The sequence below is a fragment of the Chitinimonas taiwanensis DSM 18899 genome, from assembly GCF_900119825.1.
GTDB lineage: Bacteria > Pseudomonadota > Gammaproteobacteria > Burkholderiales > Chitinimonadaceae > Chitinimonas > Chitinimonas taiwanensis.
Map to the genome: position 1 here is coordinate 110,329 of NZ_FPKR01000006.1, position 25,830 is coordinate 136,158.

Sequence of the window (25,830 nt, forward strand, 5' to 3'; positions counted from 1 at the left end):
CTGCCCCACAGGCGATCCAGGGCAGCAGCTAGCACCGTGAGCGCGTGGGCGCTTGCGAGGGAGCGCACACTCCCACCCTGCCAGCTGCCAGCCAGTTAGGAGGAATGCCCATGTTCTACTGGACTGTTGCTTTCTTTAGCGTATCCATCCTGTCAGGCCTGATGGGGCTGGCCGGCGGTACCGGCATCGCTGCCGATGCCCTGGTGGCGCTAGGCATGTCGCTGTGCATCGGCTTTATGTTTGCCGAGCACCATCCCCCGCACTGAAAGTGCCTGCCGCTGCCGTGTCGGGCAGCGGCGACAAATACCCACTTCTTCACACACCGCCCGCGCTGTGCGCTAGGGCGTGGCCAGGCTTATGCCTGCCACACCCTTTGCTCTGCTGCGTTCAAGCCCGCGGTAGCGGTGGTGGTACTTGGGCGAAACAGGCCGTCAGCTCGGCCTGCTCGCCTGCCGGCGCCCAAGCCGACATGCCCGGCTTCCAGACTAGGGTGTCGCGCAGCAGCTGACCCGCTTGTGCCTGGGCCTGCAATACCGCCAGTTCGAAGGGGCCGGTCTGCTGACCATTGCTGGCCACGAAGAAGCTGACCGCGCCCGGCAAGGGCGGCGGTGTTATGCCGGCAGCAGCCGGCGCGGGTGTAGCGGGCTGCTGGAACAGGCCGCCCATGGTCTGATTCAAGCCCATACCAACGCCCAGCCCCATCACCCCGCCCACCGTGCCTGGGTTCTGCGCGGCATCGCGCATCGCCTGTGCAGCCTGGTACTGGGCGAACTGATGCATATTGCCAATCGCGCGCATCGCCCCCTGCTGGTCGATGGCTTTCTCCACTTCCTCGGGCAGGCCGATGTCCTGCACCTGTACCTCGGTCAGCTCCAGGCCGAACTTGGCAAAGTCGGCGGCAATCTTTTCCTTCAGGCGCTCACCCAAAAGGCTGATCTTGCCTTCCAGATCGATAACCGGCACGCCGGCTTCCGGCATCACTTCCTTAATGCGTGAGCCGACCTTGCCGCGCAGGTTTTCCTCGATATCGGCCACCGTGAACTCGGCCTTGGTACCGACCAGGTCGACCAGCATGGTCTTCGGGTCCTGGATGCGGATCGCATAGAGGCCGAATGCCGTTACCCGCACCACGCCGAACTCCGGGTCGCGCATGGTGGCAGGGCCAGGCGTGCCCCACTTCAGATCGGTGAAAATGCGCGTATTGAAGAAATACACCTCGGCCTTGAAGGGCGAGTTGAAGCCGTACTTCCAACCCTTGAGCGTGGCGAGGATGGGTAGGTTTTCGGTATTGAGCGTGTACATGCCGGGGCCGAACACATCGGCCACCTGGCCCTTGCCCAGCTGACCCTCGTTGACCATCACGGCCAGCTGGCCTTCGCGCACGGTCAGCTTGGCACCCATCTTGATTTCATTCTGGTGCCGCTCGAAGCGATGCACCATCACGTCCGCCCTATCCTCGGTCCATTCGACGATGTCGATGAATTCGGCGGTCAGTTTGTTCCACAAGCCCATGATGCTTCCTCCTATCAAGGCCTCAACGATAGCGCTAGCGCGCCGGCCAGGCCAGTGCTTCCGGCATTGCGTAATGCGCCAGCACACTCTGCGCGGCCGGCGTCAGCCAGTGCTCGCCCTGGCTGGGCGGGCAGTGAAACGCGTGTCGCTCGCCATCCAGCACGAAATGGAGCGCATAGGCATGCAGATAGCCGCGGTCGGCCGGTTCGCCGCCATACCGTGCATCACCCAGTATCGGGCTGCCCATGGCCTTCAAGGCAACGCGCAACTGGTGGGTGCGGCCGGTCAGCGGCCTTAGCAGGAAGAGGCGCCGCCCATCGCCAAGCCCAGCGCTGAAGAACTGCGTATAAGCCGGGTCCGCCTTGCTGGGCAGCAGGCGCCAGCTACCATTACGCCCTTTCTGCATATCGCCACTCACACTGCCCTGTTTCTTCTTCGGCGCACGGGCCGAGATGGCCAGGTAGTACTTGCCGATCTGGCGGGTAGCGAACAGGCGGCCAAACTCACTGGCCGCCTCGCTGCCCTTGGCAAACAGCAATAGGCCGGAGGTCATCGCATCCAGCCTGTGCACCGCGTGCAGATTGTCCACGTCCAGCTGCGCACGCAGCAGGTCCAGCACCCCTGGCTGCGCGCCTTCGCGGTGAAAGGACAGCCCGGCCGGCTTGTCGATCAGCAGAAAGCGCGGGTGATCAAATAACAAGGGCAACATCGGGGTAACCTGAGGGAAGAAACACGGCGCGCATGATAAGGGGCGCGGCGCAGAAAGTAGCAAGCCCGAGCGGCGCAGGGCCGATCGGGCTTTGCTGTGTCGCCTGCAGCGGTCGTGCCGCTGATCAGACGCGGTAACGCGCCACCGCCACCTGCATCTGCTTGGCCAGCCCCTGCAGCTGGCTGGCGGCATCGGCGGTGTGGCCAGCCGCGTCGCTGGCCTCTTCCGACATCTGAGCAATCCGTTCAACCTGCTGGGAGATATTCAGGCTGGCCGTACTCTGTTCACGGATGGCCAGACTGATGTCCTCCACCATATCCACCACCCGGCCCGAACCATCGCGGATCTGCTGGATCGCGCCGCCGGCAAGACCCGCTTTCTCCACGCCCTGGCCCACGCGCCCGACCACCTCGCGCATGCGCGAGACGGCGGCTTCGGCACCTTGCTGAATCGTGGAAATCAGCGCGCCGATTTCCTGGGTCGACTGCGAGGTCCGTTCGGCTAGCTTGCGCACCTCGTCGGCCACCACGGCAAAGCCGCGCCCCTGCTCGCCGGCCCGCGCGGCTTCGATGGCAGCATTCAGGGCCAGGAGATTGGTCTGATCGGCCACTTCCTTGATCACATTGACCACCGCGCCGATATTGGCGCTCTCGCGCGCCAGCTGGTCGATCTGCTCAGACGCGTCGCGCACGCGCTCGGCAATCCCATTGATCTCGCTGACCGTATCCTGGATCACTGCCTGGCCTTCGCTGGCGATCTCGCCCGAACGGCGCGACATCTCGTTCGCCTCGCCCGAGCGGTCGGCCACATGGTTGATGCTGACCGTCACCTCTTCCACCGTGGCGGCCATATTGGCGGCCGACTCGCTGGCCGAGGACGAGCTGCGCGACATCTTGTGCGCAGCCTCCGCCATCTGGTCGGCTTGGCCGGCCACGCCGTCCACCGCCCCGGCGATATCGCGGAAGCTGTTCTGCAAGGTATCGAGCAGGCGATTGAAGGCGGCGACCGTCATGCCCACTTCGTCGCGACTAGTGACCGGCACGCGCTGGGTGAAATCCAGATCACGGCCGATGCGTTCGACCGTCTTCTCCATCACCGCCAGCGGCGCGGTCACCGCGCGATAGATGAGGAAGCCGAACACAGCCAATACCAATACGCCGATGGCGATCACAATCACGAAGATGCTCAGCGCGCGTTGCGACACATGGCTGGCCTCGGTGGTTGCCTGTTCCTGCAGCTTGAGGTTGTAGGCGCCCGATGTGCCAATAGCAGCCTGCAGCACCTGCTCGGCCGGCAGCACCTTGCCATACAGCGCCGCAACAGCCTGGTCGGCCTGACCGGCGCTGGAGCTGGCCAACGCCTCCTTATAGCCCTTCTGATATTCATCAAATGCGGCTTTCAGCGCCTTGTAATTGGCCGCGTCAGTCTCGTCCGTGGTCAGCGCGGCATAGCCATCCACCGCAGTCTTGGCCACGGCCTCGGCCTCTTCCACCTTCTGGGTAAAGGCCTTCTTCAGGTCCACATCCTCTTCCATGATGTGGGACAGCAGCAGCGCACGCATCTCGCGGTAGGCAATACCGATATCGGTGGTGGCCTGCACGCTGGGAATGGTGTTGTCGGTCAGGTACTGCACCTGGGTGTTGATGCTACGGAAGGCGGTGATACCCACCCCGCCGACGATGAGCAGTGCCGCGAGGGCCAGCCCCAGCATCAGAATCAGCCGCTTGCCTATGGTCATATTTGCTTCCTTGTTTGGGGAAAAGACTGGCGCTGCTGCAGCAGCGTCTTCTAGTAAATAGTGTGATTACACTATTGATACGGCAGTCTGGCACCGGCGGCAAGCACAACCAAGCGCTAATTTAGTGCTGGCTAGCAAATCACCCCGCCGCCCAGGCAGACCGGTCCGTCGTACAAGACCACCGACTGTCCGGGCGTCACCGCCCACTGTGCATGATCAAAACGCAGCTCGGCCACGCCGTCCTTGATAGCGATCAACTCGCAGGCGGCATCCTGCTGGCGATAACGGGTCTTGGCCGTGTAGGCACCTAGCGGCGGTGCCTCATCTGCCAGCCAACTCAGTTGGCTAGCCTCCAGGCGATCCTTGAGCAGCAGCGGGTGGTCGTGGCCTTGCACCACGATCAGCTCATTGCGCTCGATATCCTTGCCGGCCACATACCAGGGCTCGCCCGGCCCACCGATATTCAGGCCTTGGCGCTGACCGAGCGTGTAGTACATGAGGCCCATATGCTCGCCCACCGCCTTGCCTTCGGGCGTGCGCATGGTGCCCGGCTCCTTGGGCAGATAGCGGTTGAGGAACTCGCGGAATGGCCGCTCGCCAATAAAGCAGATGCCGGTCGAATCCTTCTTGGCGTGGTTATGCAGACCGAACTCGGCCGCCAGCTCGCGCACCTCGGTCTTCTTCATCTCGCCAAGCGGGAATAGCGCGTGCGAGATCTGGTACTGCGACAAGCGATACAGGAAGTAACTCTGGTCCTTGCTCTCATCCAAGCCTCTCAACAAGCGTGTCTTGCCATCCGGGCCAATATCGGTGCGCGCATAGTGGCCGGTGGCGATCTTGCTGGCGCCCATCTTCAGCGCGTAGTCGAGAAAGGCCTTGAACTTGATCTCGGCATTGCACAGCACATCGGGGTTGGGCGTGCGCCCGGCCTGGTATTCGGCCAGGAAGTAAGCGAACACGCGGTCCTTGTACTCGGCGGCAAAGTTGACCAGCTCGATATCGATGCCGACCACATCGGCCACCGCGATCGCATCACGCGAGTCTTCCTTGATCGAGCAGAATTCGTCGTCGTTATCGTCTTCCCAGTTCTGCATGAACACGCCAAGCAGATCGTGACCCTGACGCTTGAGCAGGGCGGCGGTTACCGAGGAATCCACGCCGCCGGACAGGCCGACGACAATGCGCTTGGGGGTATCAGTCATAGTGGCGAATCAACTCGAGCGGATAGCGCCGCCCAGCGCGGTAATCATCAATACATTGCAGCACCAGCGGGCTGCGGTGGCGGTCCTGGCAGGCCCTCACCTCGGCGTAGCTGAGCCAGACGGCGCGCACGATGCCGGCGTCGAGCTGCGCGCCCACCACGCCGTCGGCCAGCTCGGTGGACCAGGCCAGGTTCTGGATGGTGGCACCGGCCGGCTGCGCCTCGGCAGCGAGCTCGGCGGCAATCGTCAGATTCAGCAGCGTCACCCCAGCGGGTCTCTCCAGCTCGCTTGCCAGATCGGCCGCATAGGCAAAGCGCAGATAACTCAGGCCCGGCCTGGTCGGCGGCGACCACTGGTAGATGCCGACCAGCGCCGTGGGACGCACCACATAGCCGGTTTCCTCGCGCGCTTCACGCACGCAGGCTTGCAGCAGCGACTCGCCGTGGTCCAGATGGCCGGCCGGCTGGTTGAAGCGCAAGCCGTCGTCGGTTTCTTCCTCGACCAGCAGGTAGCGACCGGCGTGTTCGAGCACGACGGCGACGGTGGTATTGGGTTTCCAGATGGGGTCGGACACGGCAAAGTCCAAGCGGGAAAAGCCCGTGATTTTAAGCCCTTGGCGTCGTTTCCCCTAATCGAGGCGCGATAAAAAACCCGCCAATCGGGCGACTGGCGGGTTGTCGGTGTCAGCGAATCGGCGGCAATCAGCCCTCGGCCACCCGTTTGGCGATGTGGGCCAGCGCCGCCTCGACCTGGTCGACCAGGATCAGGCACAAGCCCCCCGGCTGCAGGCGCGCCAGGGCGGTGTCGATGGCCTGGAACTCACCCTGGATCTCCGCCACATGCTCGACACGCGCCGCACCGCGTAACCCTTCGCGCAGCAGGCCAATCACTTCGCCATCGGCGCGGCCGCGCTGGCAGGCATCCTGATAAAGCAGCACTTCCTCGAAGGCGGCGCCGAGAATCTCGGTCTGCTGGCGGATATCCTCGTCACGCCGATCGCCCGCCCCGCTGATCACCACCGAGCGGCGCTGCGCCGGCATGGCCTGCACGGCCTGCACCAGCGCCAGCATGGCATCCGGGTTATGGCCATAGTCGGCAATCACCGTGGCGCCACGGTAGGAAAAGAGATTGAAGCGCCCCGGCGCGTTGTCATTGGCGTTGGCGAAGCTGGCCAAACCGCGTGCAATCACCGCCCAATCGAGCTTGAGCGCCCAGGCGGCGGCCAGCGCGGCCATGGCGTTCTCCACCTGGAAGGCGATGCTGCCACCATGGGTGAGCGGCACTTGCGCCAGCGCAATCGCCTGGCGCTGATTGCCTTCCACCGCCACCAGTTCTCCTTGTTCAACGAACACCACCTTTTTGCCTTGGGCACGATGGGTGGCAATCAGCGGGTGGTGGGCATCGGCGGCGAAGAAGATCACCTCGCCCGGTGCCTTGGCGGCCATCTTGGCCACCAGCGGGTCGGCGGCATTCAGCACGGCGGTGCCGCTCGGTGCCACGTTCTGCACAATCACCCGCTTGAGGACAGCCAGATCCTCCACCGTGGTGATGTAGTTGAGGCCGAGGTGGTCGCCCATACCGATATTGGTCACCACCGCGACCTGGCAACGGTCGAAGGCCAGGCCTTCGCGCAGCGCGCCACCGCGCGCGGTTTCGAATACCGCCGCGTCGACGTCCGGGTGCATAAGCACATTGCGTGCGCTGCGCGGGCCGCTGCAGTCACCGCTGTCGATCTGGCGCCCGTTCACATACACGCCATCGGTATTGGTCATGCCCACGCGCAGACCGCTCTGGGCGATCAGATGGGCGATCAGGCGCACGGTGGTGGTCTTGCCATTGGTGCCGGTCACCGCCACCACCGGGATGCGGCCATCGTCGCCCGGCGCATACAGCTCGGCGATCATCGCCTCGCCCACCGCGCGGCCCTTGCCATAGGACGGGCTCAGATGCATGCGCAGGCCGGGCGCGGCATTCACTTCCACAATGCCGCCGCCTTGCTCTTCCAAGGGCTTGAGCACGGTGTCGCACACCATGTCCACGCCGCAGATATCGAGGCCCACCATCTGGGCCGCCGCCACCGCGCGGGCGGCCACTTCCGGGTGCACATCGTCAGTCACATCGGTGGCCGTGCCGCCGGTGCTGAGATTGGCGTTATTGCGCAGCACCACGCGCTGGCCCTTAGCCGGCACCGAATCAGCGCTCAACCCCTGGGTAGCGAGGCGCGCGAGCGCGATATCGTCAAAACGGATCTTGGTCAGCGAGGTCGCATGCCCTTCGCCACGACGCGGATCGGCATTCACCTGCTCAACCAGCTCACGCACCGTGTGCACGCCATCACCGAGCACCTGGGGCGGGTCACGCCGTGCGGCGGCGACCAGCTTGTCACCCACCACCAGCAGGCGGAAGTCGTGACCGGGCAAGAAGCGCTCAACCATGATGTCGTCGCGGAATTCGCGCGCCGCCTTGTAGGCGATTTCCAGATGTTCGCGGCTGACGATATTCACCGTCACGCCCTTGCCCTGGTTGCCGTCCTGCGGCTTGACCACCACCGGTAGGCCAATCTCCAGCGCGGCGGCCCAGGCATCGTCCACATCGCTGACCGGCCGTCCAAGCGGCACCGGTACGCCGGCGGCATGCAGCAGCTTCTTGGTCAGCTCCTTGTCCTGGGCAATCGATTCGGCAATTGCGCCGGTACGGTCGATCTCGGCCGCCTGGATACGGTGCTGCTTGCTGCCCCAGCCAAACTGGACCAGGCTGCCCTGGGTCAGACGGCGGAAGGGAATACCACGCGCCACGGCGGCATCAACGATGGCGCCGGTGCTCGGCCCCAAGCGCTCATCCTCATCCAACTCGCGCAAGCGCGCCAGGGCGCCAGCCAGGTCGAAAGCCGTATCGGTCAGTGCGGCATTCACCAGCTGCTCGGCCAGATCGAGCGCCAGACGGCCAACCGCCTCCTCGCTGTATTCGACCACCACCTGGTACACGCCGATATCGACCGTCGGCGTGGTGCGGCTGAAAGTCACAGGGCAGCCGGCCTGCTCCTGCAGGCTCAGTGCGGCGAATTCCAGCGCATGGGCAATGGAACGCGTTTCTTCATGGCGCAGCGGATCGAGCGAGCCGATGGCCGGGAAGCGCGCGCGCAGACGCGCTTCGAAGCCGGGCAGCAGGCCCAGGTCGCACTCGTCCGGATGGCAGCGCACCACCGCCTCGATGGCGGTGTGCCGACTCCACAGATTGGGGCCGCGCAGGGCGCGGATGCGGGAAACGTCCATACTTGCTTGTCCTATTCGGCGCGCCAGCCGGCTGCGCCATCAAATCGGGTGAATTCAGGCCTGCGCGTTATCGCTAGAGAAGGCATCAAGGCCAGCGGCCAGCAGCTCGGTGGGCAGGTCCAGCGACCAGGCCGCCGCCACGGCGGGCAAGAGCACACCGAGGGGCAGGCGCTCGGCCGCTGGCAGGGGTGCGGCGAACAGCTGCGCATCGCCGTGCAGCAGCTGCCACTGGCCGGCGCGTGCCACCACCGCACGGCCGCCTTGCGCGCAGTGCGCGGCAATGGCGGCCGATTCGGGCGCGGCGCTGTACAGCAGGACCTCGCCATCCGAGTATTCAGCCAGGGCTAATACCTGCGCATCGTCGGCATTCAGCACCGCGGCGCCATCGTCCAGCACCACATCGATCTGGGTGCGCAACACATTGGCCAGTTGCGCGGCTTCCTGGATGTAGAACTCGTCCAGCGCCGCCAGGCCGTCCGCATCGGTCACGATGCCGACCGCACAGCGGTCGTAGGCCAGACCCTCACGCAGAATCATGGCCGGACCGTTTTCCAGCACCGCAGCCTCGACCGAACGATTGATCAGCAGGCGCTGACCGGCGGCAAAGCTGGCGCAATCGCCACCATCCACCCGACGGCCATTCAGATACAGGCCATCGCGGCATACCGCGCCGGTGTAGCGGCCAGATAGGCGCAGCAGATGGGCAAGCAGGCGGGTAATGGTGGCGCCATCGCAGCTGCCGCACACGCCGACCAGCGGGATGCGCCCAGCCGCCTGCTGCTCGGGAATCAGGTGATCGACAATCGCGCGACCGACCGGCTGGGCCTCGCCACCCGAGGGCTTCAGGTGCATAAGCAGGCCAGGGCCGGCATTCACCTCGACCACCGCACCGCCCTGCTCATGCAGCGGGCGACCAATGTCCTCAGCCACCACGTCCACGCCGGCGATATCGAGCCCGACCACGCGGGCCGCCAATGACACCAGGGCGGCGACCTCGGGATGGACCTGCTCGCTGACTTCGAACGCCACATTGCCATTGCGCTGGATTAGGACGCGCTGGCCTTTAGCCGGCACCGCATCCGGGCTGAGGTTCTGGCGCGCCAGATCATTGAGAATGGCCGTGTCCTCGCGGATATCGAGCCGGTTGAGCGGATGGGCCTCGGTGGTACCGCGGCGCGGATCGCTATTGATCTGCGCGTCGACCAGGGCCAGCAAGGTGGACTGGCCATCGCCCGTCACCCAGGCGGTTTCGCCGCGTGCGGCAGCCACCACCTTGCCGCCCACCACCAGCAGGCGATGTTCATCGCCACGGATAAAGCGTTCGACCAACACCTCGCTGCCATGGCGCTCGGCAAAGTGGTAGGCCGCTTCAATATCGGCACGCTCGCGCAGATCCAGGGTCACGCCGCGGCCGTGGTTGCCATCGCTGGGCTTCACCACCACCGGCAGGCCGATATCCTGAGCGGCATCCCAGGCCGCTTGCGGACTGTCCACCACCTCGCCTTCCGGCACCGGCACACCACAGGACTTCAAGAGCTGCTTGGTCAGGTCCTTATCGCTGGAAATACCCTCGGCAATCGCGCTGGTCTGGTCGGTTTCGGCGGTCCAGATACGGCGCTGGGCGCGACCATAACCAAGTTGCACCAGATTGCCGCTGTTCAGACGAATAAAGGGAATGCGCCGCTCGGCCGCCGCTTCCACGATGGCGGCCGTGCTCGGACCCAGATGATGTTCGTCGACCAGATCGCGCAGCTGCGCTACGCAGGCCGCCACATCGAAAGGCTGGTCGTCGATACCGGCCATGACCAGATCACGTGCTGCGATCAGCGCTGCGCGTGCAACCTGCTCATTACGCGCGCGCACCGCCACTTTGTAGATACCGGTAACTGACGTGCTGCGCGCCTTGCCAAAGCCAACCTTGATGCCGGCCAGGTTCTGCAATTCGATCGCCACGTGTTCCATGATGTGCGCGGGCCAAGTGCCTTCGCGCAGGCGCTGCAGAAAGCCGCCACGCTCGCCCACGCCGCAGCGATGCTCGATCAGGCCGGGCAGCCAGGCCACCAGTCGCTCGTAGAAGCCGGGAATGGTATTGGACGGCGACGCTTCCAGCGCGCCGATATCGACCCAGGCCTCCACCACCGGACGGTAGGTCCAGATATTCGGGCCACCCAGATAGGCAAGGCGGAGAAACTCGATGTTTTTCTTCATGATCAGTATTCAGGCTAGGCGAAGCGCAGGCCGTAGGGAAGGGAGCGGGGCGATGGCGGGTAGTTGCGGGGCGGGGCACGGTATAATCGCGAATACTGCGCGGCGCAAGCTTAAGCCCAGCTTAACCAGGCAAGGACAGACTAGCAGTCTGCGCAACCTTTACATCGCCAGCCGTCTTGCGCCCTGGCGCCACCCGAACCGGGTCTCGTCTGCCGAGAGTCAAGTAAGTAATCCCTAATGATATTCGAACAAGCCGCCAACTCTCTAATTCCACCTGCATTTCCAGATGCATGGCAGGCCGATCTGCTTGCCCAGCTGGCTGAGGCGGAGACCGTCCTGGCCTGGGCCGAGCAGGACCTTGATCTGCAGCTGTGCTTTGGCAAGGGCATGCTGGTACTCACCGCGCAGCGCCTGCTCACCAAGCGCGCCGGCGAGGCCGAGTGGCAAAGCCATCTGCTGCGCGACGGTCTGCGCCTGCAGCAGCACGACCATGCCGGCGTGGCCAGCCTGGAGCTGTTTGACGCCGCCGCGCGCATCGCGCAGTGGCGCTACACGCTCAACCATGGCCCGGCCGCCCAGCATCTGATCGAGCGCTTCGCCCTGCAGCTGGACAGCCTGCGTAGCGGCCAGCCAGTGCCCGAGCCCGAACATGCGCACTGCCCGAAGTGCAAGGCCGAGCTGGACGCTGATGCCGAGGAATGCCCGGTCTGTACGCGCGAAATCCACCAGCCGCCCTCGACCTGGACCCTGCTGCGCCTGTGGCGCTTCGCCAAGCCCTACCAGGGCCAGCTGCTGCTCGGCTTCCTGTTGATGCTCGGCTCGACGGCCGCCACCCTGGTGTCGCCCTATTTGACCATGCCGCTGATGGACGAGGTACTGATCCCCTATCAGAACGGCGCCAGCATAGAACTGAGTACCGTCGGCCTCTATCTGGGCGGCATGCTGATGGCCGCGCTGGTGTCCTGGGGGTTGGGCTGGGCGAAGACCTATATCCTCGCCCTGGTCAGCGAGCGCATCAGCGCCGATCTGCGCACCACCACCTATGAACACCTGCTGCAGCTCTCGCTCGAATACTTCGGCGGCAAGCGCACCGGCGACCTGATGAGCCGCATCGGCTCGGAGTCGGACCGCATCAGCGTCTTTCTCTCGCTGCACGCGCTCGACTTCATCACCGATGTGCTGATGCTGGTGATGACTACCATCATCCTGTTCAGCATCAACCCCTGGCTGGCACTGGCCACCCTGCTGCCGCTGCCGCTGATCGCCTGGCTGATCCATCTGGTGCGCGACCGCCTGCGCACCGGCTTCGAGAAGATCGACCGAGTATGGGGCGAAGTGACCAGCGTGCTGGCCGATACGATTCCCGGCATCCGCGTGGTGAAGGCCTTTGCCCAGGAACAGCGCGAAGCAGCGCGCTTTCGCGAGGCGAACAAACACAATCTGTATATCAACGACAAGCTGAACAAGGTCTGGTCGCTGTTCTCACCCACCGTCTCGCTGCTCACCGATATTGGCCTGCTGGTGGTGTGGGCCTTCGGCATCTGGCTGATTGCCCATCACAATGTCACCGTCGGCACGCTGACCGCCTTCCTCGCCTATATCGGCCGCTTCTATGGCCGGCTCGATTCGATGAGCCGCATCGTCTCGGTCACCCAGAAGTCGGCCGCCGCCGCCAAGCGCATCTTCGACATCCTTGACCATGTGTCCAACGTGCCCGAGCCAACCCGCCCGGTGCAGCTCAAGCAGGTCAGCGGCCAGATCGAGCTACGCGATATCCGCTTCCGCTACGGCAACCGCGCGGTAATCAAGGGCCTGGGCCTGACCATACGCCCGGGCGAAATGGTTGGCCTGGTTGGCCACAGCGGCTCGGGCAAGAGCACGCTGGTCAATCTGATCTGCCGTTTCTATGACGTGAGCGAGGGCGCCATCCTGCTGGATGGCACCGATATCCGCAGCCTGCCGGTGGCCGATTTCCGTCGCCATATCGGCCTCGTGCTGCAGGAACCCTTCCTGTTCTTTGGCACGATTGCCGAGAACATCGCCTACGGCAAGCCGGATGCCACGCGCGAGGAAATCATCGCCGCCGCACGCGCCGCCCATGCGCATGAATTCATCCTGCGCCTGCCACTGGGTTACGACTCGCTGGTCGGCGAGCGCGGCCAGGGCCTGTCGGGCGGCGAGCGCCAGCGCATCTCGATTGCGCGCGCGCTGCTGATCGACCCACGCATCCTGATCCTCGATGAGGCCACCTCATCGGTCGATACCGAGACCGAGAAGGAAATCCAGAAGGCGCTCGATAATCTGGTCAAGGGCCGCACCACCATCGCGATTGCCCACCGCCTGTCCACCTTGCGCCAGGCCGATAGGCTGGTGGTGATGGACCGCGGCGAGATTGTCGAAGTGGGCCCGCACGATGAGCTGATGGCGCGCGAAGGCGCTTACTGGCGCCTGTATCAGGCCCAGGCGCGCAATGTGGATACCGACCCGGACGACGCAGAATGAGCCACACCATGCAGTTTCAACTCAGCCGCAATAGCTTCGGCCGACTGGTATTGGAATCGGCCGAACACGGCCGCCATGAGGGCGTGGTGCCGGTGCGCGCTTTCCCAGTGGCCGCGCCGGACAAGGGCATCGCGCTGGTCAGCACCGATGGTCACGAAGTGGGCTGGATAGATGAGCTGTCCGCCCTAAACGCCACGACACGCGCGCTGGTCGAGCAGGAACTGGCCAGCCGCGAATTCATGCCCGAGCTGCTGCAACTGGTGTCGGTATCCAGCTTCGCCACACCGAGCACCTGGCAGGTGCGTACCGACCGCGGCCCGACCGAGCTGATCCTGAAAGGCGAGGAAGATATCCGCCGCATCGGCCGCGAGGGCCTGCTGGTACTCGATAGCCATGGCGTGCAGTTTCTGATCCGCGACCTGGCCCAGCTGGACCGCCACAGCCGCCGCCTGCTCGACCGCTTCCTGTAAGCACCAGCACACCGTCTTTTCACCCCCGCAAGCCCAAGGCTGACGCCCGTCCGCCTTGGGCTTTTTGCATGCGGGCACCACCCAAAGCAGCTGCCTGTCGGGCCGATGCCACACCCGGTGCAGCCACACTCCACGAGGTCATCATTTCTTCATAAAAGGCGTTGACAGCGGTCTCTTAGTGGTATTGAATCGGTCTTGTATTCAACTGGTATCGAACCAGTCACAATAAGACCGGTATTAACGGCCTTGGGAGCAGAATGCAATGTCCTTCGAATTTCTGATTGGCGTAGACGGCGGCGGCACCGGTACCCGGGTGCTGGTGGCTGATCGCGACGGTCGCGAACTGAGCCGCGCCACAGGCGGCCCCTCGGGCCTCGCGCACGGTATCGCGCCGGCCTGGAACGCCATCAACCGCACGGCCGAGCAGGCGTTTGCGCGCCTTGGTCACAGCTACAACCCGGCCCGCTGCGCGATTGGCCTGGGTCTCGCCGGCGTGCACAACCCCTTGTGGGCCAAGGCCTTTCTGCAGGAAGCACCCGGTTTTGCCGCCATCAAGCTCGATAACGACGGCTTTACCACCCTGCTCGGCGCCCATGCCGGCCAGCCTGGCGCCATCGTGGCGGTCGGCACCGGCACGGTGGGCGAAGCCTGGTTCGGCAGCGAGCGCAAAAAGACCGCGTCCGGCTGGGGCTTCCCGGCCGGCGATGAGGGCAGCGGCGCCTGGATAGGCTTGCGCGCCGCCCAGCTGGCCGAGAAGGCATTGGATGGCCGTGCAGTGCGCGGCCCGCTGGCCGAGGCCGTGATCGCCCATTTCGGCGGCAGCATCGAGGCCGCCTTTGCCTGGCTAGGCCAGGCAAACCAGACCACTTACGCACAACTGGCCGGCCTGGTGCTGAGCAATGCGCCGCAGGATGCAGCCGCTGCTACCATCCTGACCCAGGCAGGCGAAGAGATCGCCACGATTGCCCACGCACTCGACCCCGATGCAAGCCTGCCGCTCGCGCTGTGTGGCGGCCTGGCGGAAGCACTCCGCCCCTGGCTGCCCGCAGCATTGGTCCATCGTGCGCGCCAGGCCCAGGGCGATTCCGCCACCGGCGCGCTGCACCTGATTCGGGGACATATCTAAATGGATAAGGCACGCGAAGCCGCACTCCTGGCGCTCAAGCCGGACGCCGACAGCAGCACCCCACTGTATCTGCAAGTTGCCAGCAAGCTCTCCAGCGCCATTTCCACCGGCCTGTGGCAGGCCGATGAAGCACTGCCATCCGAGCGTGTGCTATGCGAGATGCTCGATATCTCGCGCGTGACCGCGCGCAAGGCCATGGACATCCTGTTCGAACAGGGTCTAATCGTGCGCCGCCAAGGCTCGGGCACCTATATCGCTCCGCGCCTGGTGCAGCCACTATCGCGCCTGACCAGTTTCTCGGAAGAGATCCGCAGCCGCGGCTTCGCGCCGGCCTCGCGCTGGCTGAGCCGCATCACCGGCATTGCCAGCCAGGAAGAAGTACTGCGCCTGGGCCTGTCGCCGGCCGCCAATGTGGCGCGCCTCAAGCGTCTGCGCATGGCCGACGACACGGTGATGGCGGTGGAAACCTCCACCCTGCCCAGCCGCTACCTGCCCGATCCGGCCGCGGTGGGCGATTCGCTCTACAGCTATCTGGATAGCCACGGCACGCCGGTCACCCGCGCGCTCCAGCATATCAAGGCGGTGAATGCCAGCGATGAGATCGCCCAGCTGGCCGGCATCCCCTCGGGCACCGCGATGCTGATGATCACCCGTATCGGCTATCTGGAAAGCGGCCTGCCGGTCGAACTCACCTATAGCTACTGCCGCAACGACTACTACGACTTCGTCGCCGAGCTGCGACGCTAAGCGCCACAGAAGAACAGAACCAGCATGACTACCCTGCGCGGCAATATTCTCACCCCCAGCGGCTGGCAACACGGCAGCCTGGCGTTTGGCGACACCATCAGCAGCCTGAGCGGCATTGCGGCCGACCCGGCCGGCAATGGCGACGACTACCTGCTGCCCGGCTTTATCGACCTGCATGTCCACGGCGGCGGTGGGCGCGATGTGATGGAGGGCGGCGACGCACTCGACACCATCACACGCACCCATGCACGCCACGGCACCACCAGCCTGTTGGCCACCACCATGACCGCGCCCAAGCGCGAGATCGAGGTGGCGCTGGCTGGCGTGCAGCGCGCGATTGCCCAGCGCACACCAGCCGGCGCACGCGTGCTGGGCGTGCACCTGGAAGGCCCGTATATCAATCCGGGCAAGCTCGGCGCCCAGCCCAACTTCGCCCGCGACGGCCTGCTGGCCGAGATCGCCGGTTTCGGCGAGCTGGCGCCACTCAAGGTGCTGACCCTGGCGCCCGAGGTGCAGGGGCATATGGAACTGATCGGCGACCTGGTCGCACGTGGCATCCGCGTGCAGCTCGGCCATACCCTCGGCAGCTATGAGGACGGTGTGCAGGCGCTTGAGCATGGCGCGATCAGCTTCACCCATCTGTTCAATGCAATGAGCGCGCTGCACCACCGCGAGCCGGGCATGGTGGGCGCGGCCCTGGCACATGCCGAATACGCCGAGCTGATCCCCGACCTCCTGCATGTGCATCCGGGCGCCATCAAGGCCGCCCTGCGCGCAATTCCCAAGCTCTACTGCGTCACCGATTCGACCGCCGCCGCCGGCATGCCGGACGGCAACTACAAGCTCGGCCGTCACACGGTGACCAAGTGCATGGGCGGCGTACGCCTGCCGGACGGCACGCTGGCCGGCTCGACGCTGACCCTGGACGAGGCGCTGCGCAATCTGGTCGGCCTTGGCCTTGAGGTAGATGACGCCGCACGGCGCCTGTCCACCTACCAGGCCGAGATGCTCGGGCTGGATGACCGCGGCGTACTGAAACCCGGCGCACGCGCCGACATTGTGGTCTTCGACCGCAATCTGAGATTGAAAGCCGTCTACGTGGAAGGCGAGCTGGTGCCGGCCTGATCCCAGGCTGGCCGCATCGTGGAGAAGCAGCAGTGACTACTTGTATGTGGAAAGAGATGCGCGAAGGCCCTGCGGCCATTGCGCGCCAGGCAGAAAAGCAGGATGCCCGTTTCAAGGCGCTGGGCGAACGCCTGCGCCATCAGGACCCGCACGCCATGATCACCGTGGCACGCGGCAGTTCCGACCATGCCTCGGCCTATCTTTCCTACCTGACCATGCTGCGCCTCGGGCGCCTGTCGGTATCGCTGCCCATGTCGCTGGTCACCATGTACGACGCCCCGCTGGACGTGGCCGGTACCGTGGCCGTGGCCGTTTCGCAGTCGGGCCGCAGCCCGGATGTAGTCGAGCCGATCAAGCGCTTTCGCGCCGGCCGTGCCGAGACCGTGGCTCTGGTCAATGACCCGGCCTCGCCGCTGGGCGAAGCAGCCGAATGGTGCCTGCCGCTGGAAGCCGGCCCCGAGTACGCGGTGGCCGCCACCAAGAGCTATATCGCCAGCCTGGCTGCCGGTGCACGCCTGGTCGGCCACTGGGCCAATGACAGTGCGCTGCTCGATGGCCTGCAGGCCCTGCCCGACGCGCTGGCGCGCGCCCAGGATGCCGATTGGTCGCGTGCAGTGGAGCTGCTCCGCGACGCCGAACGCATCATGGTGGTCGGCCGTGGCCTGACCCTGCCAGTGGCCATGGAAGCCGCGCTCAAGTGCAAGGAAACCGCCGCCATCCAGGCCGAAGCGTTTTCGGGCGCCGAGATCAAGCATGGCCCGATGGCCCTGATTGACGATGGCTACCCGCTGCTGATCTTCGCCCCACGAGGCCCGTCGCAGGCCGGCCAGATCAAGCTGGCCGAGGAGATGCGCGGCCGCGGCGCCAGCGTGCTGCTGGCCGCACCGGAAGACGTGGCCAGCCGCGACCTGCTGCTACCCGCCGCGCCGGTGCCCGAGCTGGATGCGATTACCGCGGTGGCCGCCTTTTACCCGATGGTGGAGGCGCTGTCGCGCGCACGCGGCTTCGACCCCGATCAGCCGCGCCACTTGAACAAGGTCACGCTGACCCGCTAAGCACACCGATTTTTAGCTGGCCGGACTACCCACCCGGCTGGCAGAAGCAAGCAGTAACACGCAGTACAGCAGCACATAAAAAAAGCAGTACTAGATACCCCAGCAAGAAGGTTGCGCCGTTGTCCTCCTCGAACCCCGGCGGCGCGAAAGTTGGTTGGTGGCATGCGCCACCGACCCTGACATTACTCAGTCACTTTTGGATGGACACAAAGATGAAATTCAAGCAATTGATGACCGCCGCGATCGTCGCCGCCAGCTTCGCCGCTTCCGCCCCTGCCTTCTCGGCCGACAAGCAGAAGCTCGAATTCTGGACCATGAGCCTGTCGCCCAAGTTCAACGATTACTTCAAGGGTGTGGTCGACAAGTACAACGCCCAGAACCCGAATGTGGAAGTGGTGTGGACCGACTATCCGTGGGATGTGATCCAGGCCAAGTTCACCGCCGCCGTGGCCGCTGGCAAGCCGCCTGCGCTGGTGAACCTGAATGTGCCTTGGGCTTACGACTACAAGCAGGATGGTCTGATCCAGCCGCTGGACGGCTTGATCGACAAGAGCCAGTACGTGGCCGGCGCCCTGAAGGACGTGCAGTTTGACGGCAAGACCTGGGCCTTCCCCTTCTACAACGGCGCGAACGTGATCGCCTACAACACCGAGATCTTCAAGAAGGCCGGCCTGGACCCCAAGCTGCCACCGAAGACCCTGGACATGCAGATCGCCTACGCCAAGACCATCAAGGCCAAGACCGGCATTGCCGGCTTTGCCCCGGCCCTGGGCCCGACCAAGGTGGAAGGCTTCTTCCTGCAGGAAGGCCTCGATGTGATCAAGGACGGCAAGGCCGTATTCAACTCGCCGGCCCATGTGGCCCTGGTGAAGAAGCTGGCCGCCGCCTACAAGTCGGGCGCCTTCCTGAAGGACAATCTGTTCGCCCAGGACAACTTCCAGGTCTCCATGGCCGCCTACAACAGCGGCCGCATGGCCATGCTGGTGTCGGTGCCGTCCTCGATGACCCGCGTGCGTGACGATGCACCAGCCATCTACAAGGTGACCGAAGTGGCTGGCGCACCGGTCGGAAAGACCGGCATCGCCTCGGGCGGCTGGATGTTCAACTACGGCGTGGCCAAGAACGTGGACAAGGCCCTGCTGCCGGAAATCGGCAAGCTCGGTAACTACCTGACCAATGCCGAGAACCAACTGGCCTTCTCCAAGCTGGCCGGCACCCTGCCGACCGCCAAGAAGACCGCCCAGGACGCCTTCTTCCAAACCCTGCCGGCCAATGCCGGTGCGGTGGAGAAGGCGATTGCCCAGGCCGCCAAGAACCTCGACAACACCCGCACCGTCTTCCTCACCGGCGTGAAGGATTCGGAAGTGCTGTCGAACAAGCTGGGCGCCGCCATCGAGCAAGCCGTGACCGGCCGCAAGGACGCCAAGGCTGCGCTGGACGAAGCCGCCAACTTCTGGAACCAGAAGCTGGCTGCCAAGTAAGCGCACTGGCCGGCCCGAGTCCTCGCCGACCGGGCCGGCCTGCAGCGATCGTCTGCCCACCGTGCTATCCCGGTAACACGGTGGGCAGCCGTACGGACCGCGCTCGTCCGAGCGCCGTCCGGCATCGGCGTGCCTGTGCGCGTCGATACCAGACGCAGCTTCCCTGGAGTGAATCAAGATGAAGTACTCAAGCAAGGCCAATCTGACGGCCTATGCCTTCCTGGCACCAGCCATCGCGCTGCTGCTGGTGTTCTCGTTCTGGCCGGTCGGTTTCGGCTCTTATATCGCCTTCACCAAGTACAACCTGATCGATGCGCCGGTCTGGGTAGGCCTGGACAACTTCCGCGAACTGCTCGACGACGAGTTGTTCCTGATGTCGCTGAAGAACTCGGCCATCTATCTGATCGTGGTGCCGGTGATCCAGGTGCTGGCCATTCTGCTGGCCGTGCTGGTCAACAATAATCTGCCCGGCATCAAGTACTACCGTGCCGCCTACTATCTGCCCGTGGTGACCACCGTGTCGGTGATCGGGGTGATCTGGAACTTCATGTACACCGAGGACGGCGCGCTGAACGGCATTCTGCGCTGGCTGCACATCATCAACGAGCCGATCGGCTTTCTGAATGACGACCGCATCGCGCTACTGGCGGTGATGTTCGTGACCATCTGGCGCGGTCTGGGCTGGTATATGGTGCTCTACCTCGCCGGCCTGCAGGCGATTTCGCAGGATGTGTACGAGGCCGCCACCCTGGACGGCGCGAATGCCTGGCAAAAGTTCTGGCGTATCACCGTGCCGCTGTTGATGCCCACCATCCTGCTGTGCTCGATCATGTCGGTGCTGGCGGCAGTGAAGGCCTTCGAGGAAGTGCAGATCATGACCCAGGGCGGCCCCTACCAGTCCACCTTCACCGCGCTCTACTACGCCTACGAATTCGGGATGAAGTCGCTCAATTTCGGCCGTGCGCTGGCGGCGAGTTTCATCGTCTCGCTGTTCTGCATTGCGCTGGCCTGGCTGAACTTCCGCTACCTGACCCCCAAGACCAAGTAAGCCGCCATGTCAGAGACCCATACCATGACCGCTCCCGTCGCCGCCACGCCGGCCAAACGCATCGGCTCCATCAGCCGCCAGCGCCTGCTCAACCGCACCGTGCACTATCTGGTGCTGTCGGCCCTGGCCGTGATCACCGTCTACCCGTTCTGGTGGACGCTGGTCACCGCCGTGTCCACCGCGGGCGAGGTGTACAGCTTCCCGCCCGCCCTGCTGCCCACCGAGCCAGGGCTGCAGAACTTCCTCGAGGTATTCCAGACCATCGATGTGTGGGCCTTCTACAAGAACTCGATCTTGATCTCGGGCGCCACCGTGATCGGCACGCTGTTGATCTGCAGCCTGGCCGCCTACCCGATTGCGCGCATGAAGTTCGCCGGGCGCAACTGGGTGTTCGGCGCCATCGTCGCCACCATGATCCTGCCCAGCGAGGTCAACTTCCTGGTCAACTTCATCACCGTGTCCAAGCTGGGCCTCACCGACACCGTCAGCGGCGTGGTGCTGCCCAATCTGGCTGGCGCGGTGGGCATCTTCCTGATGAAGCAGGCTTTCGAAGCAGTGCCGCAGGACCTGATCGACGCGGCCAAGGTCGATGGCGCCAATGAATGGGAAGTGTTCTGGAAGATCATGCTGCCGCTGGCCAAACCGGCCCTGGGCGCGCTGGCCATCCTGACCCTGGTCAGCGCCTGGAACCAGTACATCTGGCCGTCCATCGTGATGACCAGCGTGGAGAACTTCCCGCTCAGCGTGGGTGTGTCCTATCTGAAAGGCACCTTCAGCTTCAAGACCCGGGTGGTGGCAGCCGGTGCCGTACTGACCGTGCTCCCCATCCTGATCATGTTCCTGTTCACCCAGCGTTATTTCCTGCGCGGCTTCGATGGCGCGGTGAAGTAAGCCAGCGGCGCAGCCATCCGCCCCGGCCAGCCCGGGCCGGATGGCCGCCCCAGCGACAGCACCCACCCCATTCAAACTCTTGTCGATTTGCCTGCAAACCATGACCCAAGACCTGAACAAACTGGCCGGCCGCGCCCTGATGGTGGACGTGGCGGGCGACACCCTGACAGCCGACGAGGCCGCCTTTCTGCGCGAACATCACTTCCGCGCCATCTGCCTGTTCCGCCGCAATGTGAGTAGCTTTGAAGCCACGCGCAAGCTGATCGCCGACCTGAAAGCGGCGATTGGCGACGATGTGCTGATCGGCATGGACCAGGAGGGCGGCGCGGTGATGCGCACGCTATTCATGCCCCAGGCCCCGTCGGCCATGGCGCTCGGTGCTGCCGATGACGAGGCGCTGGCCTACCAGGTAGGCGCTGCGGTGGCGCGTGGCCTGGCCGCACTCGGGGTGAACTGGAATTACGCGCCGGTGCTGGACCTGAACAACAATCCGAAAAACCCGGTGATCGCCGAGCGCTCGTTCGGCGCCGACCCGGTCAAGGCGGCGCGCCTGGCGGCCGCCTGGATGGCCGGCCACCTGGGCGAGGGCGTGGCCACCTGCGTCAAGCACTTCCCCGGCCATGGCGACACCCATACCGACTCCCACCTCGATCTGCCCATCGTGGACAAATCGCGCGCCGCCATCGAGCAGTACGAGCTGTCGCCCTTCCATGCGCTAATCCACCAGACCCCCGGTCTGATGAGCGCGCACATCGTCTTCCCGGCCTTCGATGCCGAGCTGCCCGCCACGCTGTCCAAGCCGATTTTGCAAACCCTGCTGCGCGACCAGTGGGGCTATGCCGGGGTGACGATTACCGACGGCATGAATATGAAGGCGATCCGCGAGCGCTGGGGCCAGGCGCGCGGCACGGTGCTGGCGCTGGGCGCCGGCGCCGATCTATCGCTGGTGCTGCAGTTCAGCGATGAGATGGTCGCGTCCAAGGACGCCTTGCTGGCCGCGGTGGCCAAGGGCGAAGTCAGCGCCGAGCGTCTGGCCGAGGCCGATGCGCGCGTGAACGCGATGACCGCGCGCTTCCCCTCGGTGCAGCGCCATTACAGCTCGGACCAGGAAGCGGCCGACCGCGCGCTGTTTGCGCGCGCCTGGGCTCGCGCGCTGACCCTGGTGGGCGAAGCTCGCCGCCCGGTGCTGGGCAGCAAGGTGCGCCTGGTCTTGCAGGCCGATGCACCGTCCGATGGCGTATCGGAAGCCGGCCTGTCGGCCAGCGTGCTGATCGCCAAGCTGGCGCCACTGTATGAACTGGACGTGGTGTCCTATGCCAAGCGCAGTGACCTCAACTGGGCCAGCCTGCCGCAGGATGGTGTGTTCACCATCGTGGCCGCCACCACGCGCGAGCGTTACGACACGGTGCAGCGCGAGACCTGGCGCCCCGATCTGCACCTGGCGCTGTGGAACCCGTATGCGGCCGGCGACCTGGCCTGCCCGGCCCTGCTGACCTACGGCTTTGCCGAACCCGCGCTGGATGCGGTGGTGAGCTGGCTCAAGCAGGAGCTGCAAGCCCGCGGCCAACTGCCCGCCCCACTTGAACTCTGAGACAACGACGCCTGCGCCCGCAGGGGCGCGGACCTGCAACAGGCCGCCCTGCGGCGACAATCGATAGGAATCCCGGCCATGGCCGAACTGAAACTGAAGAATCTGCAGAAGACTTACGAAGACGGCCCCACCGTCATCCACGGCATCAATCTGGACATCCGGGATGGTGAATTCATGGTCTTCGTCGGCCCCTCGGGCTGCGGTAAGACCACCACCCTGCGCATGATTGCCGGCCTTGAGGACATCAGCGGCGGCGAGCTGAGCATAGGCCGCCAGGTGGTCAACGATGTACCGGCCGCCAAGCGCGGCGTGGCCATGGTGTTCCAGAGCTATGCGCTCTACCCGCATATGACCGTGCGCGAAAACATGGGCTTTGGCCTCAAGCTGGCCAAGAAGCCCAAGGCCGAGATCGAGGCCGCGGTGAACCGCGCCGCCGAAGTGCTGCAGATCACTCATCTGCTCGATCGCAAGCCCAAGGCCCTGTCGGGCGGCCAGCGCCAGCGCGTGGCCATTGGCCGCGCCATTGTGCGCAAGCCCGATGTGTTCCTGTTCGACGAGCCGCTGTCCAATCTGGACGCCTCGCTGCGCGTGCAGATGCGCATCGAGCTGGCCAAGCTGCACAAGGAGCTGGCCACCACCATGATCTATGTGACCCACGACCAGGTGGAAGCGATGACGCTGGGCGACCGGATTGCGGTGTTCAATGGCGGCCATATCGAACAGGTCGGCACGCCGCTCGAGCTGTATGAAAGCCCGGCCAATCTCTTCGTGGCCGGCTTCCTCGGCTCGCCCAAGATGAACTTCCTGCCCGCCAAGGTGCTCGGCGGCAAGCTACAGTTGGCCGACAAGGCCGTGCTGGATATCCGCGTAGACCGTCCGGATGGCGAGAACGTGACCATCGGCGTACGTCCCGAGCATCTGCGCATTGCCGCCAGTGGCGTGAGCGCGGTGGTCGATATCGTCGAGCATCTGGGCGACACCCAGATTGCCTACGTGCATGTGCAGGGCGTGAAGGAAGCCTTAGCCCTCAAGCTCGCCAGCGGCGGCCAGACCCCGGCCAATGGCAGCACCATCCAGCTGGCCATCGACACCCAGCACTGCCATGTGTTTGGCGCCGATGGTCGCGCCCTGGCCCTGCGCAGCCGCGAGGCCGTGGCGGCCTGAAAGTTGTTCCTGCGTTAACCCCGTTGGCCGCGCGGCGCCACTTACGGTGCCGCCAGCCAGACCAAATCAGCGACACCCGTCCTAGCCCAGCTTCACTCCTCTCCGGCGCGGCACACACGCGGTTTCGCCACCGCGCGGTCCGCGCCCTCTTTTTTTGCGATGCCTGAATGCGGCTAGCCATTGAGACAGCGGGCTCAAGACAGCGACAGCCATCTCCCCCCTCAGACTGTCCGGATCCGCACAGCGCTTACCAGCCCTGCACAGGCCTAGCGATATCGATAGCCGCAGGCTTGCTCAATTGAACAGGCCTTGTGAACGCGCGGTTCGAGCCGCATAACGACCTACTCCATCACAGCCTGCGCCGCTTTTTCTGCACGCCAAGGCTGGCCGGCCCGCGTAGGTGGCAAACCGCACATCCAGCGGCCAGCACACCGCCCAATGAATCCACCCTGCGCTCAGCATGCCTCGGCAAGCGGAACTGATAACGCAAAAAGGGCGACTGATGTCGCCCTTTTTGCTACCGCCTAAACGCCAAACTGGATTAGAAGCCAGCCCAGACGCCGGTCAGGAACTGGGTGTAGCTCTCGCCATCACCCACCGAGTCCTTGCCCCACTTCTTCTGGCTGACACGACCGTACCAGACCACATTGGAAGCCAGGCTGTAACCGTACTCAGCCTTCACCAGATTGAAGTCCTTCTGGCCGGTCAAGGCAGAAGCCTTGTCGTTGCGATGCAGCAGGCCCAGCTTCACATAGCTCTTGTCCCAGCCATAGGTCAGTGCCGCGAGCAGATCGCTACCCTTGGCCTTCACGCCGGCCGTGCTCTTGTGCTCGTAGCCGGTATACAGGCCGCGTACATTCAGACCACCGCCCACATTGTAGGTAGCGCCCAGATAGAACTGCTTATCCTTGTCGCCATTATCTGCTGGCAATGCAGGAGTTTTAGGATCGTTATCGGTATCACCATCGAAGTTGCTCACACCCTTGGCAGTCAGGAAACCCGCGTTCAGGCCCAGATTGCCAGCAGCGTAGTTGACCGACAGATCGGTGGTCGCGCCATCGCTCAGCTTGGCGCTTTCACCCTTTTCAGCCCAGGCGTACTGCACGCCGTAGCTGAAACCACCGAAGTTCGGCGACAGGTAGTTCAGCGACTGCGAGACATAGATAGGTGCCGTGACCTTGCCGCCACCACCCCAGTTGCCCAGGTCACGTTCAGCCAGTTCCCAGAAACCGCCCTGCCCGTAAGGCCAGTCCAGCGTCAGGTAACTGTTCAGGAACTGACGACCACCGCGGAAAGTACCCCAGTCGCCGCTCAGGCCAACCCAGGCCTCACGCGAACCGACCGACGGGGTCTTGTTACCTTCGGCAACCTTCTGCGAGACGCGGAAGTTCAGTTTGCCCAGAGTATCGAGCTTGGTATCGCCATCGATATTGATCACGATGCCGCGGTCCAGGCTGGAACGCCAAGAGTCATCACCGTATTCGGTCTGACCCTTGTCGTAAACGAAGTTCATTTCGGCAGAGCCGCCGAGATTCAGGCCGGCGAAGGCCGGGGCGGAAAACGCGGCTGCGACGGCAGCGGCGATCATCACGCGATTGATCATTTCTGTTTCTCCATGATTGTGAATTTGATCGGTCCTCGAACCCGATTGACTGCGAGCAGCCAACTGGCCCGGTCAGCACCCCTGCCAACCTCGCCTGGAACCAAGCATAACCAAATCCACAAAGTGGTTACATATTTGTATTTCACTGGAAGTAGAGTTGTCGCACCAGTGCAACAAATCCAACACAACTTGGCCGCATCCATACAAAGTGGTATTGAAATAGCTTCGCAATATCAAGCAGATAGCCGACATAACGCCGAAAGAGACCGCGAAGAAGCGTTTGATCCAAAGCGTTTTGGATGGGCTCTTCGCAGTGTGATCTGGCGATGCATGGTGCTGAAACAGATGTAATACCGGTATTATCCGAGCAAAATATGACGAAGGAA

20 protein-coding genes are annotated in these 25,830 nt (G+C 64.2%); 12 read left to right on the forward strand and 8 right to left on the reverse strand.

What is annotated here, in order from left to right:
- The first annotated feature begins 110 nt into the window (after positions 1-110).
- The gene (locus BT173_RS19295; RefSeq protein ID WP_139256104.1) at positions 111-266 is read left to right on the forward strand and encodes a DUF1328 domain-containing protein; all 156 of its coding nucleotides are present in this window, start codon (positions 111-113) and stop codon (positions 264-266) included.
- A gap of 121 nt (positions 267-387) precedes the next feature.
- Here BT173_RS19295 and BT173_RS08780 read toward each other — a convergent pair whose 3' ends face one another.
- The 7 genes from BT173_RS08780 to BT173_RS08815 all read right to left on the reverse strand — a co-directional run bounded on the left by BT173_RS08780 (position 388) and on the right by BT173_RS08815 (position 10,641).
- Positions 388-1,512 (reverse strand): SPFH domain-containing protein, encoded by a 1,125-nt coding sequence (locus BT173_RS08780; RefSeq protein WP_072428274.1) that lies wholly within the window; start codon positions 1,510-1,512, stop codon positions 388-390.
- A gap of 34 nt (positions 1,513-1,546) precedes the next feature.
- On the reverse strand, positions 1,547-2,221 hold the full coding sequence (locus BT173_RS08785; RefSeq protein WP_072428275.1) for a TIGR01621 family pseudouridine synthase: 675 nt from the start codon (positions 2,219-2,221) through the stop codon (positions 1,547-1,549).
- A 124-nt stretch (positions 2,222-2,345) separates the two neighbouring features.
- Entirely contained in the window at positions 2,346-3,959 is a 1,614-nt protein-coding gene (locus BT173_RS08790) for a methyl-accepting chemotaxis protein (RefSeq protein ID WP_072428276.1), read from the reverse strand.
- Positions 3,960-4,090: 131 nt separating this feature from the next.
- Positions 4,091-5,161: a tRNA 2-thiouridine(34) synthase MnmA gene (gene mnmA, locus BT173_RS08795; protein ID WP_072428277.1), complete on the reverse strand. Its 1,071-nt coding sequence runs from the start codon at positions 5,159-5,161 to the stop codon at positions 4,091-4,093.
- Positions 5,154-5,735: an NUDIX hydrolase gene (locus BT173_RS19755; protein ID WP_245794153.1), complete on the reverse strand. Its 582-nt coding sequence runs from the start codon at positions 5,733-5,735 to the stop codon at positions 5,154-5,156. Before BT173_RS19755 ends, mnmA begins: the two co-directional genes overlap by 8 nt.
- 127 nt (positions 5,736-5,862) lie before the next feature.
- Positions 5,863-8,433 (reverse strand): cyanophycin synthetase, encoded by a 2,571-nt coding sequence (gene cphA / locus BT173_RS08810; protein WP_072428278.1) that lies wholly within the window; start codon positions 8,431-8,433, stop codon positions 5,863-5,865.
- Positions 8,434-8,487: 54 nt separating this feature from the next.
- Positions 8,488-10,641, reverse strand: a complete 2,154-nt coding sequence (locus BT173_RS08815) for a cyanophycin synthetase (protein WP_072428279.1) — start codon at positions 10,639-10,641, stop codon at positions 8,488-8,490.
- Positions 10,642-10,878: 237 nt separating this feature from the next.
- Here BT173_RS08815 and BT173_RS08820 point away from each other — a divergent pair, with 237 nt between their 5' ends.
- The 11 genes from BT173_RS08820 (at position 10,879) to BT173_RS08870 (ending at position 23,841) form a co-directional block, all read left to right on the forward strand.
- The gene (locus BT173_RS08820; protein ID WP_072428280.1) at positions 10,879-13,143 is read left to right on the forward strand and encodes a cyanophycin metabolism-associated ABC transporter; all 2,265 of its coding nucleotides are present in this window, start codon (positions 10,879-10,881) and stop codon (positions 13,141-13,143) included.
- 8 nt (positions 13,144-13,151) lie between these two features.
- Positions 13,152-13,613 (forward strand): cyanophycin metabolism-associated DUF1854 family protein, encoded by a 462-nt coding sequence (locus tag BT173_RS08825; protein ID WP_245794154.1) that lies wholly within the window; start codon positions 13,152-13,154, stop codon positions 13,611-13,613.
- 262 nt (positions 13,614-13,875) lie between these two features.
- A complete protein-coding gene (locus tag BT173_RS08830) occupies positions 13,876-14,739 on the forward strand; it encodes a glucosamine kinase nucleotide-binding domain-containing protein (protein WP_072428282.1) in 864 nt (287 codons plus the stop codon).
- Positions 14,740-15,486 (forward strand): GntR family transcriptional regulator, encoded by a 747-nt coding sequence (locus BT173_RS08835; RefSeq protein WP_072428283.1) that lies wholly within the window; start codon positions 14,740-14,742, stop codon positions 15,484-15,486.
- 24 nt (positions 15,487-15,510) lie between these two features.
- Complete coding sequence (gene nagA, locus BT173_RS08840; protein ID WP_072428284.1) at positions 15,511-16,611, forward strand: N-acetylglucosamine-6-phosphate deacetylase; 1,101 nt, start codon at positions 15,511-15,513, stop codon at positions 16,609-16,611.
- 56 nt (positions 16,612-16,667) lie between these two features.
- Entirely contained in the window at positions 16,668-17,666 is a 999-nt protein-coding gene (locus BT173_RS08845; RefSeq protein ID WP_245794155.1) for an SIS domain-containing protein, read from the forward strand.
- 212 nt (positions 17,667-17,878) lie between these two features.
- A complete protein-coding gene (locus BT173_RS08850) occupies positions 17,879-19,147 on the forward strand; it encodes an ABC transporter substrate-binding protein (protein WP_072428286.1) in 1,269 nt (422 codons plus the stop codon).
- 178 nt (positions 19,148-19,325) lie between these two features.
- Positions 19,326-20,195 (forward strand): carbohydrate ABC transporter permease, encoded by an 870-nt coding sequence (locus tag BT173_RS08855; RefSeq protein WP_072428287.1) that lies wholly within the window; start codon positions 19,326-19,328, stop codon positions 20,193-20,195.
- A gap of 24 nt (positions 20,196-20,219) precedes the next feature.
- A complete protein-coding gene (locus tag BT173_RS08860) occupies positions 20,220-21,086 on the forward strand; it encodes a carbohydrate ABC transporter permease (protein WP_072428288.1) in 867 nt (288 codons plus the stop codon).
- Between the two features lie 100 nt (positions 21,087-21,186).
- Entirely contained in the window at positions 21,187-22,677 is a 1,491-nt protein-coding gene (gene nagZ, locus BT173_RS08865; RefSeq protein ID WP_072428289.1) for a beta-N-acetylhexosaminidase, read from the forward strand.
- Positions 22,678-22,755: 78 nt separating this feature from the next.
- Positions 22,756-23,841 (forward strand): ABC transporter ATP-binding protein, encoded by a 1,086-nt coding sequence (locus BT173_RS08870; RefSeq protein ID WP_072428290.1) that lies wholly within the window; start codon positions 22,756-22,758, stop codon positions 23,839-23,841.
- 541 nt (positions 23,842-24,382) lie between these two features.
- Here BT173_RS08870 and BT173_RS08875 read toward each other — a convergent pair.
- Positions 24,383-25,444, reverse strand: coding sequence for a porin (locus BT173_RS08875; RefSeq protein ID WP_072428291.1), 1,062 nt, complete (start codon positions 25,442-25,444; stop codon positions 24,383-24,385).
- Between the last annotated feature and the right edge of the window lie 386 nt (positions 25,445-25,830).